Genomic DNA, 15,036 nt, shown 5'->3' on the forward strand with positions numbered 1-15,036 from the left:
GGATTAAACCCGTTTTATTAAATTATGCTGAAGTACGTGTGAAAGAAATTGCTAACCAAGCCATGGCCATTGCAGTAAGTAAGAAGATTTCTGACGATCTAGAAACGGACGACTTAATTGATGTGGAAGTCAATGAGAATGGTGAAATAGAAAATTATGTGTTTAATGCAGTTGTAGAGAATCGTGTACAACGGAATGTACAATATCGGGTGGAAAACTTTTTAAAACTCTTGGAACAAGGTGACCGCCCTGAAGCTGGAGTTCCATTAGAAGTAGAAATGGATTTAGAACCTTCAGAGGAAGCCCTATTAGATGATATCCGTGAAAAAGGGCTATTAATCGAAGTTCCATTAGGCCAAGCATTAGGAGTTCCGGTACTGGCTAATTTAGGGCCAAAAGTTCCTGTGAATATGGAAATTATAGGGGCAGTTGGAACAGAAGTGAATAGTAAGTTACTCCAAACAGGTATCAATGGTGCAATGATTGAAGTGAATGTACATATCGAAGTTGAAATGCGAGTGGTTGTACCATTTGCTTCAAAGCCAACGACTGTCGCTCAAGATATTCCGGTGACGAAAGTATTTCATCCAGGTGAAGTACCGCAATATTTTAATCAAGGAAATGATGAAGGATCTGATTTATCCATTCCAATTGAACCGCCAACAGAATAAATGTAAATCATACCAAATGTATTTTTTAATTTGACAGAATATTCACAAGTCGTATATAATTCTAAAGATTAGAACTCTATTAAATAAATAGTTATTCTAAAAAAGTGAAGAAAGGAGAATGAAAATGGAACAGCGTTCACAATGGGGAACCAGAGTTGGTTTCTTACTTGCAGCGATGGGATCAGCCATCGGACTTGGAAACATTTGGCGTTTTCCCGCAACCGCTTATGAAAGTGGGGGAGGTGCCTTCTTTTTACCGTATTTATTTGCCCTACTAACAGCAGGAATTCCTTTGTTAGTGATGGAATATACAATAGGTCATAAATATCGGAGTTCTTCGCCGCGAAGCTTTGCGAAAATTAGCAAAGGTATGGAATGGATTGGATGGTGGCAAGTCCTCATTTCATTTGTCATTTCCACATATTATCCAATCATTATTTCCTGGGCAATTATGTATGCTTATTTCTCGATTGGAACTAAATGGGGCGATGACAGTGTTGCTTTCTTTACAGGGGATTACTTGAATTTAGCTGATCCTGGAAACTTTGGATCAATGGTACCGAGTGTATTTATTCCATTGCTTCTTGTTTGGATGGTTGCATTCATTTTCCTCGGTCGTGGAATTAAACGAGGCATTGAGTTAGCCAATAGAATTTTTATTCCAACTTTAATGATTGTTTTCATAATTATTGTCATTCGTGCTCTCACTTTACCAGGGGCATTAGAGGGGTTGAATGCCTTTTTCCAACCAGATTGGTCTCAAGTGTTTAAAGGTGAAGTTTGGGTGGCAGCATATGGTCAAATTTTCTTTAGTTTATCGATTGCATTTGCCATTATGATTACTTATTCTTCTTATTTACCAAAGAAATCTGATATCACAAACAACGCCTTTATTACAGGTTTTGCCAATTCATCGTTTGAGTTATTAGCAGGGATTGGTGTTTTTGCAACAATTGGTTTTATGGCCTCTCAGACCGGTCAAGCAGTGTCAGAGGCTTATTCAGGTGGTGGCGTTGCATTAGCATTTATGGTATTTCCTGATATCATTAGTCAAATGCCAGCCGCAGGATTTTTTGGATTTTTATTCTTTGCAGCCCTTGTCTTAGCTGGATTATCATCAATGATTTCGATTTCCGAGACGTATATTTCTGCTTTACAGGAGAAATTTTCGATCTCAAGAAAAACAGCTGTACTCGTTGGTGGCGGACTAGCGTTTATCGTATCGCTATTTTATGCGAACCAAGGCGGTTTGAACTTATTAGATACGGTTGATCACTTTATCAATAATTATGGTGTGGCTTTAGCCGGATTATTCGAAGTAGTTGCTATTGCTTGGTTTGCTCGTCTACTCAAAGACTTGCAAGGTCACGCAAACAGTGTATCTGATATCAAACTTGCTTGGTGGTGGCGTGCTTGTTTAGGATTCTTAACGCCTATCGTACTTGGTTATATGATGTTAGATAACTTAAGAACTGAATTAAAGGAAGCTTATGAAGGCTATCCAATCGATTATTTGTTCTACTTTGGATGGGTTGTCGCTATTTCGGTTATCTTTATTGGAGCACTCATTACGATTAAAAAATGGCCAAAGAAAAACAATGAAGCCTAATTTCCGCTTAAGGAGGTTTTAATATGACTACAAGTGCAGTGGTTATGGCCGTAATAGGTATGGTTGTCATTTGGGGCGGTTTAGTTGCTAGTATTATAAGAGCCGTGAAAGCTTCAAAAAACTCTTAACAGAAACAAATCCGTAGTGTGTAAAATTTGAACACACTACGGATTATTTTTTTCCCAACGTGTTAAATAAGGGAAGGGATCAAATGACCATTGTCGATTTCCATCGTCTTTATACATGCCATAATGTAGATGGGGTGGAAATTTCCCGGAAGTTCCAGGTGGCCCGTATCCCGTTGAGCCGACTGATCCGATGGTTTGTCCGGCTTCCACGATATCACCAATTTTTATTCCTTCTGCAAAACTGTTGAGATGCGCATAGTAATGGTAACGGTTATGAGTATCACGTATGCCTATGCGCCAGCCACCGTAACGATTCCATCCCTTTAATTCAATAACACCATATGTCGTCGAACGTACCGGTGTACCATAGTTAGCGAATATATCAGTGCCTTCATGAATCCTTCTTCCACCAAACCCTCGTGCATCGCCCCACGTATTTTTATAACTGTAATTGTACCCTTTAGGAATAGGGAAGGCATGATCGTCAAATGTTACTGTGTCATACGTTTCAAATAACTTGGCATATTTCGTGATTGAGGATACCGACATTTCTCGTTTATAATAGTTCCAGAGAGCGGTACGAATATCCTGTTCAGAGTAGCCATATTGTTTAATATATTGTGAAAAACTGTAAAAAACATCGGTTGGGTCATTAGGGTCAGCGATTCCATCATCATTTCCGTCTCGACCGATGCCACCAAACATTTGAATCACTTCTGGTGTTCTGGGTGTCGTATTGGGTAACAAGCCATACCATTTTTGGTTAGGAATTTGAATCCCAAATGAATCGTCGCTATCTTCTGTATGGATATTTTTTTCGTACTGATGAATGGCTGCAAAATAGTACCAAGGAATAAATGTTAAAGCTTGCATTTGTTTATAAAATTCAATTTTTGATTGATTTGAATCCACTTCTTCTTTCGCGTATGCTATAGTAGTATTTAAAAGCAATATACTAAAGAATAGGATAACGATACGTCGCTTCAATCGTATGCTACCTCCTTTCTTTCGTAAGGAACATAACTATATATTTTGTAGTCATTTTGCTTTTCATTCATAAAAGATCGAGTCATTATGTGAATAACAGACAGTATTGGAAATGAAGGAGAGTTTTACATCATGGTCGAAGTGCAAGGAATGGTTTATCAAATTGTTGATGAATATCGTAATGGTTTTGATGAGGAATCCTTTAAAGAAAAATATACAGATATATTAAGTAAATATGACTTTATTGTTGGAGATTGGGGATACGATCAGTTACGACTCAAAGGTTTTTATGACGATCAAAATCCTAAAGCCACATTTGATACAAAAATTAGCACACTTGAGGATTATTTATATGAGTATTGTAATTTTGGTTGTGCTTATTTTATTGTGAAACAGATTGACCGGTGAAAAGACAGAGGATGATCCTATTTACGTAAGTGGAACAATAAGGTGAGAGGTGGGGGCCTCTCTGTGAGCATTCTTGCGATGAGACTTAAATCAAGCGCTACAGAAGGTTTTCCCCACTTTTTTATGCCTGTTTGTTTTCGGTCAATATAGGTTTCATAAATTTTCGGAATTCGTCTGCTTCGATTGGATTGTATTGAAAGGCATGTTCCACCATATTTTCCTCGTCAATTGTTTGATGATTCAATGTACCATATTTATTCGTGTGCAAATCTAAAATGACTTTTTCATTTTGAAAAGATGGCGAGTAAATAATGGCCAAATCAAAACGATCCATACTACCTTTAAAACTGACAAAATGAATGTTCGCTTCTTCTGATCGATCAATAATATACGGTAAATCTTCTGAAAACATCGCTACCATACTCTCCTTTTTTTACCTTTTATAAAATGATTATACCCAATTTGTTACCTTATGTTCAGTGCAATAGGTGCGTGAAAACAGAAACAATGATACGATAGGTCACAAAACAAATGAGGAGTGGATCGACATGTACTTTGTGGATACCAACCAATTAAAACAAACATTACTAATTTTTGATCAATTGTTAGAGACATCACATAAGGTCGATGTAACAAAGCAACTTGATAAACTTAGTTTGGAACGAATTGCTCATCTTATGATTGAATCTGTCCTTGATGTCGGGAATATGATGATTGATGGTTTTATTATGCGAGATCCAGGTAGTTATATCGATATCATTGATGTATTAGTTGATGAACACGTATTACCAGAACATGAACGTGAGGGGTATATTGCTTTAATTTCATTACGCAAAATGCTAGTCAACCACTATCATAATGTGGACCATCAAAAGTTGTGGCAAACGATTCATGGTTATCGTGAGACGTTCTCACAATTTAGCCAGCACATTTTAACATATTTAGCGAACGAGACGGGTGTGGCGAATACATTCATTGACAGATAATCTGACAATAGTTTTGTCGATAACCATTATATCCGATATTCTATAAGTAGACCGTATGATACTGAAGAAGTAAGGAGTGGTTATTTGCCACGCCCAATGATTACAGATAAATTTGGCCGAAGATTGCAGGATTTACGTATTTCAGTCATAGACCGTTGTAATTTTCGTTGCCGATATTGTATGCCGCGTGAAGTTTTTGGTTCAGATTATGCATTTATGTCGAAAGATGAGTTGCTACAATTTGATGAAATTGAGCGAATTACGAAAATTTTTGTTGCATTAGGCGTTAAAAAATTACGACTGACTGGTGGCGAACCTCTATTGCGCAAAGATCTTCCTGATTTGATTTCTAGATTAGCAAGAATACCTGGTTTAGAAGATATCGCGCTCACTACCAATGCTTCTTTATTGGGAAAAATGGCTACAGATTTAAAAGAAGCTGGCTTACAGCGAGTCAATGTTAGCTTGGATGCCTTAGATGATCAAACATTCATGAGTGTTAATGATAGTGGATTCTCCGTACATCCAATTATCGAAAATATTTATCAAGCAACCGAAGCAGGACTTGATATAAAAATAAATATGGTCGTAAAAAAAGGGTTGAACGATCATCAAATTCTTCCGATGGCTCGTTTCTTCAAAGAATTAGGCATTACATTACGGTTTATTGAGTTTATGGATGTGGGGCAGACGAATGGGTGGAACTTTGAACACGTGATGACAAAGAAAGACATGTACCAACAACTGTCAAAACAATATGAACTGATACCTGTGGAGCCAGCTTATTTTGGAGAGGTTGCACAGCGTTATCGCTATCGTGATTCTAGTACTGAAGTAGGTTTTATTACATCAGTGTCTGAAACATTTTGTTCCTCATGTACAAGAGCACGGGTTGCTGCTGATGGGCATTTCTTTACCTGTTTGTTTGCGGGAGAAGGGATGAACTTGAAAGATTTCCTTCGATCCGGTTTTACGGATGATGAGTTACGTGATGTGATTATTGATCGCTGGCAAAAACGTGATGATCGGTACTCTGAACTACGAACGGAAGAAACAGCAAAAAGAAGTTCAAAAATCGAAATGTCCTATATAGGTGGTTAACAACGTATGAATTCATTTGATCGTTATCATAGACAAACTCTGTTTCAACCAATTGGAGTAGACGGGCAAGAGAAAATGATGAATGCTCATGTGTTGATTGTCGGCTGTGGTGCGCTTGGGTCTTCGGTTGCAGAAATGTTGACGCGAGCAGGTATTGGCAAACTTACCTTGATCGATCGAGATTATGTAGAAGAAACGAATTTGCAGCGTCAACACTTGTTTACCGAACAAGATGCCTATGAACAGCAACCAAAATCAATAGCAGCCAAAGAAAAATTAGAAAAAATCAATCGGAATGTAGAAATTGAATCTATTGTCGGGGAAGCAAACGCATATCAATTAGAACAATCAATTGATACAGTTAATGTCATCATTGATGCTACGGACAATTTTGATACGCGTTTTTTAATCAATGATGTCGCTCACAAACATGATACACCATGGATTTTTGGAGCATGTGTAAGTAGCTCTGGGATGACATTTACGATGATCCCAAAACAGACCCCATGTTTATCATGTTTGCTTCATATTACTCCAACCTTTGGAGCTACTTGTGACGCAGTGGGGATTATCAGTCCAGCGATTCAGATGGTCGTATCTCATCAAGTAACGGAAGCATTAAAATTAATCACAGAGGATCATGAAAACCTTCAGTCCGCATTCACATTATTTGATCTATGGAAAAACCAGTATCAAACGATCAATGTCACACGTGCTAAACGTCCAGATTGTCCGACTTGTGGAAAGCAACCGACTTTCCCAGCGTTACGTAATTCAACTTCAACGAAAATTGAAAGTCTATGTGGACGAGATACTGTACAAATCCGCGGTCGAGCATCCCACTTGATCAATTAAAACAACGAGTGATGCATTTTGGCCAAGTGAGGCGAAATGAATTCTTACTTTCATTGACAACAGAACAATTTCGTCTCGTCTTTTTCCATGATGGGCGAACACTCATACATGGCACAAATTCGATTGAAAAGGCAAAAACGGTATATTATCAAATTGTTGGTTAGGAGTCATTGATATGAAGAGGGAAAGACAACCGATCCCAGTGTTTGATGCACTTCAACGTGTGATGAAATATGAAAAAAAAGGCCCCATTGAATATGTGCCGATTGAAGAGGCATATCGTCGTATTCTAGGAAAAGATATTGTCGCAGATCATGATGTGCCAGCTTTTGATCGGTCACCATATGATGGATATGCCATACGTGCTTGTGATACGAATGGTGCCGCTGAACAAACGCCTATTACATTGGAAGTGGTCGGTCACATTGGGGCAGGTAGCCGATATGAAAAAGAATTAAAAGCAAATCAAGCGGTCCGAATTATGACAGGTGCTGAATTGCCAATAGGGGCAGATGCGGTCATTATGTTAGAGGATACAGAAGTACACGAATCGACTCAAACCTATGTTGATATAAAACGAACGCTTCACTCTGAACAAAACATATCGTTTCAAGGAGAAGATATCGCAAAAGGAGACGTATTGCTAGAAAGAGGTACCCGTTTACACCCAGGAATGATTGCATTATTAGCGACTTTTGGTTATGCACAAGTTCCTGTTGTTAAGCAACCAATCGTAGGAATCATTGCGACAGGAAACGAATTATTGGAAGTGGATCAACCACTTGAACCAGGCAAAATCCGTAACAGTAATGCTTATACACTTATCGCACAGGTAAAACGCGCAGGTGGTCTTCCGATCTATTTTGGTCAGTTAAGTGATCAAGTCGATTCGAGTGTCGAACGTATCAGAGAAGCAATGAATCAAGTTGATTTTTTCATTACGACTGGAGGCGTTTCGGTTGGTGACTTTGATTTACTTCCTGATATCCTTGAAGCCATTCAAGCTGATGTTCTTTTTAATAAAATTGCCATGCGGCCTGGCAGTGTGACAACCGTTGCTCATGCTAATGACACATTAATATTTGGATTGTCTGGAAACCCGTCTGCTTGTTATGTCGGTTTTGAATTATATCTCAGGCCAGTGATTGATCAGTTTTTGCAAAAACATCAATTCGGTCTCCCAAAATCTAAGGCACGTTTAGCTGTTGATTTTCCTAAAGCAAATCCATTTGACCGTTTTGTTCGTGGGTTTGTCAAAGTAAATGATACACGTTATATGGTTGAACCAGCTGGTAAAGATAAGTCGAATATGGTCCATAGTTTATCGGCTGCCAATTGTTTGATTTATTTACCTGGTGGTACACAAGGATATCAAAAAGGAGACGTAGTGGATATCTTCATGTTGGATAGTGAAATGATATCATAAAGGAGAATCAATGATGGGGCAAGAGCTTTTTCAAATTGTAGAGTCACCGATTGAAACGGAAACAGTAATTAACAAAGTCAAGGGAAGAGAAATGGGAGCGATTACGACTTTTATAGGGACCGTACGGGAGTATACGAATGGGAAACGGACGATTTATTTAGCTTATCAAGCCTATACGTCCATGGCAGAGAAAATGCTTGCACAAATTGGCGGAGAAATTCAAGAGAAATGGCCTGGTACTCATGTAGCCATTACACACCGCGTGGGCGCCTTAGAAATTTCTGATATTGCCGTTGTGATTGCTGTTTCCTCCCCGCATCGAAAGGCCGCATATCAAGCGAATGAATACGCCATTGAACGTATCAAGCAAATCGTCCCCATTTGGAAAAAAGAACATTGGGATGACGGAGAGGCTTGGTTAGGTGACCAGTTAGAACAAAAAGCCTATCCAAATGGAAAGCCAGAAATAGAGGGAGGGGGCTTATGATCACAGTATTGTTATTTGCACAGTTGCAGGAAGAAGCAAGAACAGCTACTTTAACCATTAACGAAGACGTATTGACTGTCAATCAATTAAAAAATCAATTAATCAACGCTTATCAATTATATCAAGTCAATGAATGTATGATCGCTATTAATGAAGAATATGCGTTGGATATAGATGAAATAAAGCCTGGTGATACCGTTGCGGTGATTCCGCCGGTAAGTGGAGGATGAAATCAGTGGATGGTATTATTCTTGCAGGAGGGCAGTCTAGACGATTTGGTTATCCGAAGACGTTTTTACCATATCAAGGAAAGCCTTTTTACCAATGGGCTATTGACCGAATGCAACCCTTCGTTGATCAAATATATTTTGTTACGTTACAAGAACACTTGCCGTATATTGAAGACGGCTTATCCAACGTTCATTTAATGGTAGACGAACCATCACTGAAAGGAAAGGGTCCACTGGCAGGGATATTCTCTGCAATGAACGCTTCGAATCAGGATTGTTTCGTAACCATGCCAATTGATACACCACAACTCGAAGGTAGCGTGTTGCATCAACTTTGCCTTCAGCCACTCGATTCATATGATGCGCGCATTCCTATCGTGAATGGTAAGCTCCAACCTTTAATTGGCCTCTTTCATAGAAGTGTTCATGCAGTGATACGTGAGCAACTGACCCGTGAGCAATATTCAATGCAAGCACTTGTGAGAAAAATTTCTGTCGATTATGTTATGATGGATCAAACGATGGATCGCTATTTTCATAATATTAATACGAAAGAAGCGTACGATCAAATGACGCTTGATGAATACAAAAGGGGATTGGAATGAAACGAATATTATGGATGATAGGAGGATCAATTAGCTTAATCATTGGATTTATCGGCATTTTTCTCCCGTTACTACCGACGACACCACTTGTCTTGTTAGCGGGTTTTTGTTATGGCAAATCATCGCCACGCTTGCATCAATGGTTGATGACGAATAAATACTTTGGCCATTATTTGGTGGATTATCAGAAAGGAAATGGGGTGCCAGTGAGGGTGAAGGTGTTTGCGACGATAATTGTATGGAGTAGTGTTCTCTTCACCCTAACCGTGATTCCATTATTAGCAGTAAAACTATTCATGGTACTCGTAGCACTTGGTGTCAGTATATTTATTATGACCTCGCCCTTATTAAAACCAAAACAAGAAAAAGAAAATTAAGTTATTCATCATCTATTGCTTCATCATTTGCAGCTCGGTGGGCGAGTCGTGATGAAGCAGCTGCTGCAATTGCCCCAACTATATCATCTAGAAATGTATGACAGTCATTCGATGATTTGTCATTTAACTTCTCTAATATTCCTGGTTTTTGTTTATCGATATAACCATAGTTGGTAAAGCCAATCGAACCGTATACGTTGACGATCGATAAGGCAATCACTTCGTCAATTCCATATAAACTTTCGTCAGTTTCTATAATTTCTTGTAACGGTTGATCCAATTGATTCTTCTCAGCAAATACATCTAATTGAATCCCTGTAATAATCGCGTTTTGAACCTCGCGCTTTTTTAATACACTATCTACATTCTCAAAACATTCCTCAAGGGTAAGATTTTCTTGATATTTACTTTGCAAATAATAGACAAGTTCAGCGATATCTTCAATTTGTACGCCTCGTTCGACTAACCAGTTTCTTGCTTTCTTTTCGAGTTCTGTTTGCTTACGTTCTTCATTCATTACGTTCACATCCTTTACTGTTCATTATCAAGATTGCTTTCTCATATATATAGTATAACAAATCAAATGAATAACCTTCATGCTTGATCATAAGGGGGATCCATAGATGCATCCATTATTTTTACATTACCCGATTTCAATACCAAATAAACAAGAAGACGGGTATCGTTACATTACGTATACAGATGGAAGAGATTATTTTTTTGTGATACCCACTGGTTTAGATGAATCAACAGCTTACGAACTTTATACTGTGGCTCGTATGTATCAGGAACTTGGCTGGTATCATATTGTTCAGCCATTATATAACGTGCATCAACAACTGATTACTACCATTGGGAAAGAAAAATATATGCTCGGATTTGCGAGGAAATCCGAAATTCGTTCATCACTCGGAACTCAATTAGCCTATTTTCACCAAAATGGGAGATCCTATCCCTATGAACCTTCAACCATTAGCAGTTACGGGAAGTGGCGGGATTTATGGGTGCATAAACTTGATCGATTTGAAGCGCATTATCAGTCATTATATAAACAACGACCGGTTTCGTCGTATCAGAGGCAATTCATTGATCGTTTTCCTTATGTCATTGGATTAGCGGAAAATGCGATTCAATATTTACGTGTAACCGAACAAGAAACGCGTTTTGATTCATCAGATCAGCCGACAATGACATTTGGACGGTTCCGTGGACAAACCCAATCAGATTTCATATGGAGTGATGAGGTCGTTTTTGATCATCCTGTACGTGATGTAGCGGAATGGATTCGACCATGGATGCAACAAGAAAATGGATTGCAGCAAGCTGAATGTGTAACGAACATACAAGATTATATGACGAAGCAACCGTTATCGTACTTTGGTTGGAAATTGTTATACGCTCGGTTAATTTTTCCGGTTCACATATTTGATGCATTGGAAAAAGCGAATCAGACGACCGAAGAGGACTTGCAACGATTATTTGATGCCCAACAACATTATGAGAAGCATTTAAGCTATTTTTTTCACGAAATGGGCATTGATCGCCAACAAATGAATCTTATCACATTAGATTGGCTTGATTCTCAATGATAGCTTAAGATATGATAAAATAGATGCAGGCTCGTGTTCATCACATGGGATGCATATTTTTTTGTTTCGTAACAAAACAGGGGTGCTTATTAGCTTTTCGTAATTTTTAGGCGAATGGATCTTGATTATCTTTACATACATCTGTATAATGTCCACTATATGTAAACAAATGTACACGTAATGTAAACAAGGGGAGGCGATCTGAATGAGTCAAGTGAATGTAGGACTGTGTGGTTTAGGAACAGTCGGAACAGGTGTTGTGAAGCTGTTAAAAGACCATGCGGATGAAATAAAATATAAAGTGGGAAGCGAGATTAACATTAAGAAAATCCTTGTTCATAATCTAGAAAAGGAAAGAGACGTTGCTATTGAAAGAGAATGGTTAACAAGTGAGCCTAGTGAATTGGTGGATCACCCAGAAATTGATATTATTATTGAAGTCATGGGTGGCATTGAAGATACCAATTTATTACTTGAACGGGCGATCCAAAATAAAAAACATATCGTCACAGCCAATAAAGATTTGATGGCCGTACATGGACAGAAACTATTACGTTTAGCAAAGGAAAATGATTGTGACATTTTCTATGATGCGAGTGTTGCAGGTGGGATTCCAATTATTCGTTCATTAACGGATGGATTGGCATCAGACCGGATTCAGAAAATTATGGGGATCGTAAATGGCACAACGAACTATATCCTCACCAAAATGACGGATGAAGAATTAGCATATGAACCTGTCCTTAAAGAAGCGCAAGCATTAGGTTTTGCTGAAGCAGATCCGACTTCAGATGTGGATGGGCTTGACGCTGCGAGAAAAATGACATTGCTTGCGAATTTAAGTTTTAAAATGGAAATTGATTTAGATGATGTAGAGGTCACCGGAATTCGTAACATTTCACAAGAAGATATTACATTTGCAACAAGTTTAGGGTATACTATTAAATTGATAGGGATTGCATCAATTCATCATGGCAAAGCAGAAGTTAGTGTTGAACCGACGTTACTGCCAAAGGATCACCCACTAGCTCTTGTGAAAAACGAATATAATGCCGTATATGTTCACGGAGAAGCCGTTGGTGAAACGATGTTTTATGGCCCAGGGGCAGGAAGTATGCCGACAGCGACAGCGGTTGTATCTGATTTAATGGAAGCTGTAAAAAATAGCCGTCTAGGTATATCAGGAACGGGCTATGTAACACCACAATTTGAAAAACAATTAAAAGAAGATAACGAAAAATATATGCAATACTTTATTCGGATGGAAGTAGATGATGCAGCAGGTACATTCCAAAAAATCACGAACGTGTTTACTGACGAAGATATTAGCTTTGCAAAAATTCTACAGTTGCCATCCGACAGAGAAAAAACAGCTGAAATTGTTATGGTCACTCATAAGATCAGTAAAGAACAACTTGAAACTAGTCGCAAAAATTTAAAAAAATTAGATGTAGTGAATCGAATTATTAGTTATTATCGTGTGGATGGGGAGGATTAACATGGCCTGGAAAGGACTATTAGAAGAATATCAATCGTATTTACCAATGAATGAAAGCACACCTACACTAAGTTTACAAGAAGGAAATACGCCTTTACTTAAGCTGGAAAAGTTATCAGAAAAGTATGGTATAAACGCTTATGCCAAGTTTGAAGGATTAAATCCTACTGGCTCATTTAAAGACCGTGGGATGGTTATGGCGATGGCGAAAGCAGTAGAAGAAGGAGCAAAAGCTGTTATTTGTGCCTCAACAGGTAACACTTCTGCTTCTGCTGCCGCTTTTGCTGCTCGCGCTGGCTTAAAGTGTATTGTCGTCATCCCAGAAGGAAAAATCGCGCAAGGTAAACTAGCGCAAGCGGTCATGTATGGCGCTGAAATCTATTCTATAAAAGGGAATTTTGATGATGCATTGAAAATTGTCCGTAAATTAGCAGAAACTGGAGAAGTAGCACTCGTTAACTCAGTCAATCCGTACCGTGTCGAAGGACAGAAGACGGCTGCGTATGAAGTTTGTGATGCGTTAGGCAAAGCACCTGAACATTTATTTATACCTGTAGGCAATGCTGGTAATATTACAGCGTATTGGAAAGGTTTTAAAGAGTATCACGAGGAAAAAGGCACCGGCCTTCCAGAAATGAGAGGTTTTGAAGCAAGTGGTGCGGCAGCGATTGTGCATAATCGTGTGTTTGAAAATCCAGAAACTGTTGGTACAGCGATTCGTATTGGTAATCCTGCCAGTTGGGAACATGCCTTAAAAGCTACTGAAGAATCAAATGGTGCGATTGATGAAGTGACAGATGAAGAAATGATCGAAGCTTATCAATTGATTGCTGCAAATGAAGGAATTTTTGCAGAACCTGCTTCTTGTGCTTCAGTTGCTGGTTTAATGAAAGCAATTGATCAAGGGAAAGTGGAAAAAGGCTCAACAGTAGTCACTGTATTAACTGGAAATGGCTTAAAAGATCCGAATACGGCTATCGATTACAGTGTTGTTAAACCGACTGTCCTTGAAAATGACGAAGAGCTCGTAACAAATGAAATTATGGGTAGTGTCAAGGCATGAGTTGGCAAATAAAAGTCCCTTCCAGCACATCCAACTTAGGAGCTGGTTTTGACTCCATTGGACTGGCTCTTGATTTATATTTGGAGTTAACGGTAAAACCATCGGAGGAATGGGAATTTGCCGCCAAGTCGGAGTGTTTAGCTGGAATTCCGACGGGTACGGATAATCTTGTGTATCAAATTGCTGAAAAAGTAGCAGTCACTTATCAAATGGAGGATAAGTTGGAACCTTGCTATGTAGAAATGAAAAGTGATATTCCTTTAGCTAGAGGACTTGGTAGCAGCGCAACAGCTATTATTGCTGGGATTGAGCTAGCTGATACTGTCTTACATTTGAACTTATCAAAGGACGAAAAAGTGCAAATTGCCACAGAAATTGAAGGTCATCCAGATAATGTAGCGCCTTCTATATTAGGCGGGTGTGTCATTGGTCACTACGATGGCAAGGTAACATATACACAAGTACCGATTCATGGTGTGACATTTGTAGCGATGATCCCAAATTTTGAGTTAAAAACGGAAGATTCTCGTTCTGTATTACCTACACAATTTCATTTTAAAGAGAGTGTGCAAGCAAGCAGTATTGCGAACGTCACGGTTGCTTCGATTTGTTTAGGTGATTGGCATGTATTAGGGGAGATGATGAACAAAGATCGGTTTCATCAACCGTATCGACAATCACTTATTCCGAAATTTGATGAGTTGCGTGCACGTTTATTGCACGATGCTCATGGCGTTTTTCTCAGTGGAGCGGGGCCGACGATGATAGCTATCGTCGATCATGAGAAAGCTGATGAAGTTGTGAAACAATGGCGGTCAGAATTTCCTGACTATCAGTGGTTACCTTTAAATGTAGAAAACCATGGTTCAGTTATTCAAAAAGCATAAAGAAGCGAGCGATAAAAAATCGTGGGAACATCAAATCCGATGTGTGCCACGATTTTTTTGTTGCATGAAATGTTTGGCGAAAATGTAACGATGTAGGAAAAGTACTTTTATAGATGCGATGAAGACAGA

The 15,036-nt window shown here is 38.8% G+C and carries 18 protein-coding genes and 1 pseudogene; 16 read left to right on the plus strand and 3 right to left on the minus strand.

What is annotated here, in order from left to right; all coding sequences use genetic code 11:
* From yunB to J416_RS15505, 3 genes are all read left to right on the plus strand, one after another.
* Positions 1–671, plus strand: a 671-nt coding sequence (gene yunB / locus J416_RS12760) for a sporulation protein YunB (protein ID WP_040513610.1), incomplete at its 5' end; no start/stop codon positions are given.
* A 124-nt stretch (positions 672–795) separates the two neighbouring features.
* Positions 796–2,280, plus strand: coding sequence for a sodium-dependent transporter (locus tag J416_RS12765; RefSeq protein WP_003473192.1), 1,485 nt, complete (start codon positions 796–798; stop codon positions 2,278–2,280).
* Positions 2,281–2,303: 23 nt separating this feature from the next.
* Complete coding sequence (locus J416_RS15505) at positions 2,304–2,408, plus strand: methionine/alanine import family NSS transporter small subunit (protein ID WP_083875598.1); 105 nt, start codon at positions 2,304–2,306, stop codon at positions 2,406–2,408.
* A gap of 36 nt (positions 2,409–2,444) precedes the next feature.
* Here the strand turns inward: J416_RS15505 and J416_RS12770 are convergent, their stop codons facing one another.
* Positions 2,445–3,395 carry a M23 family metallopeptidase gene (locus J416_RS12770; RefSeq protein ID WP_003473193.1) on the minus strand — a complete coding sequence of 317 codons (951 nt, stop codon included), beginning with the start codon at positions 3,393–3,395 and terminating at the stop codon, positions 2,445–2,447.
* Between the two features lie 132 nt (positions 3,396–3,527).
* Here J416_RS12770 and J416_RS12775 point away from each other — a divergent pair, with 132 nt between their 5' ends.
* The gene (locus J416_RS12775) at positions 3,528–3,803 is read left to right on the plus strand and encodes a YutD family protein (protein ID WP_003473194.1); all 276 of its coding nucleotides are present in this window, start codon (positions 3,528–3,530) and stop codon (positions 3,801–3,803) included.
* A 121-nt stretch (positions 3,804–3,924) separates the two neighbouring features.
* On the opposite strand, the gene J416_RS12780 is transcribed toward J416_RS12775, so the two are convergent.
* Complete coding sequence (locus J416_RS12780; protein WP_003473198.1) at positions 3,925–4,224, minus strand: SAV0927 family protein; 300 nt, start codon at positions 4,222–4,224, stop codon at positions 3,925–3,927.
* Between the two features lie 127 nt (positions 4,225–4,351).
* Between J416_RS12780 and J416_RS12785 the strand changes: the two genes are divergently transcribed.
* The 8 genes and pseudogenes from J416_RS12785 to J416_RS12820 all read left to right on the plus strand — a co-directional run bounded on the left by J416_RS12785 (position 4,352) and on the right by J416_RS12820 (position 9,870).
* Positions 4,352–4,789, plus strand: coding sequence for a DUF86 domain-containing protein (locus J416_RS12785; RefSeq protein WP_003473199.1), 438 nt, complete (start codon positions 4,352–4,354; stop codon positions 4,787–4,789).
* Between the two features lie 96 nt (positions 4,790–4,885).
* Complete coding sequence (gene moaA, locus J416_RS12790; protein ID WP_040513614.1) at positions 4,886–5,890, plus strand: GTP 3',8-cyclase MoaA; 1,005 nt, start codon at positions 4,886–4,888, stop codon at positions 5,888–5,890.
* Between the two features lie 6 nt (positions 5,891–5,896).
* Positions 5,897–6,909: pseudogene (locus tag J416_RS12795) on the plus strand (ThiF family adenylyltransferase).
* Positions 6,910–6,920: 11 nt separating this feature from the next.
* Positions 6,921–8,171 carry a molybdopterin molybdotransferase MoeA gene (locus tag J416_RS12800; RefSeq protein WP_003473205.1) on the plus strand — a complete coding sequence of 417 codons (1,251 nt, stop codon included), beginning with the start codon at positions 6,921–6,923 and terminating at the stop codon, positions 8,169–8,171.
* Between the two features lie 13 nt (positions 8,172–8,184).
* Positions 8,185–8,658, plus strand: a complete 474-nt coding sequence (locus J416_RS12805; protein ID WP_003473207.1) for a molybdenum cofactor biosynthesis protein MoaE — start codon at positions 8,185–8,187, stop codon at positions 8,656–8,658.
* The gene (moaD, locus tag J416_RS12810; protein ID WP_003473208.1) at positions 8,655–8,888 is read left to right on the plus strand and encodes a molybdopterin converting factor subunit 1; all 234 of its coding nucleotides are present in this window, start codon (positions 8,655–8,657) and stop codon (positions 8,886–8,888) included. Before J416_RS12805 ends, moaD begins: the two co-directional genes overlap by 4 nt.
* A 5-nt stretch (positions 8,889–8,893) precedes the next feature.
* A complete protein-coding gene (locus J416_RS12815) occupies positions 8,894–9,493 on the plus strand; it encodes a molybdenum cofactor guanylyltransferase (protein ID WP_003473209.1) in 600 nt (199 codons plus the stop codon).
* On the plus strand, positions 9,490–9,870 hold the full coding sequence (locus J416_RS12820; protein WP_003473210.1) for a YbaN family protein: 381 nt from the start codon (positions 9,490–9,492) through the stop codon (positions 9,868–9,870). Before J416_RS12815 ends, J416_RS12820 begins: the two co-directional genes overlap by 4 nt.
* Position 9,871: 1 nt before the next feature.
* On the opposite strand, the gene J416_RS12825 is transcribed toward J416_RS12820, so the two are convergent.
* Positions 9,872–10,387: a phosphatidylglycerophosphatase A family protein gene (locus J416_RS12825; RefSeq protein ID WP_003473214.1), complete on the minus strand. Its 516-nt coding sequence runs from the start codon at positions 10,385–10,387 to the stop codon at positions 9,872–9,874.
* 106 nt (positions 10,388–10,493) lie between these two features.
* Between J416_RS12825 and J416_RS12830 the strand changes: the two genes are divergently transcribed.
* The 4 genes from J416_RS12830 to thrB all read left to right on the plus strand — a co-directional run bounded on the left by J416_RS12830 (position 10,494) and on the right by thrB (position 14,907).
* Positions 10,494–11,459 carry a protein kinase family protein gene (locus J416_RS12830; protein ID WP_003473215.1) on the plus strand — a complete coding sequence of 322 codons (966 nt, stop codon included), beginning with the start codon at positions 10,494–10,496 and terminating at the stop codon, positions 11,457–11,459.
* 205 nt (positions 11,460–11,664) lie between these two features.
* Complete coding sequence (locus tag J416_RS12835; RefSeq protein ID WP_003473219.1) at positions 11,665–12,957, plus strand: homoserine dehydrogenase; 1,293 nt, start codon at positions 11,665–11,667, stop codon at positions 12,955–12,957.
* 1 nt (position 12,958) lies between these two features.
* Positions 12,959–14,020, plus strand: coding sequence for a threonine synthase (gene thrC / locus J416_RS12840; RefSeq protein ID WP_003473223.1), 1,062 nt, complete (start codon positions 12,959–12,961; stop codon positions 14,018–14,020).
* Complete coding sequence (gene thrB, locus J416_RS12845; RefSeq protein ID WP_003473224.1) at positions 14,017–14,907, plus strand: homoserine kinase; 891 nt, start codon at positions 14,017–14,019, stop codon at positions 14,905–14,907. The genes thrC and thrB overlap by 4 nt, the downstream gene beginning before the upstream one ends.
* The last annotated feature ends 129 nt before the right edge of the window (positions 14,908–15,036 follow it).

Source organism: Gracilibacillus halophilus YIM-C55.5 (assembly GCF_000359605.1).
Classification (GTDB): domain Bacteria; phylum Bacillota; class Bacilli; order Bacillales; family Amphibacillaceae; genus Gracilibacillus; species Gracilibacillus halophilus.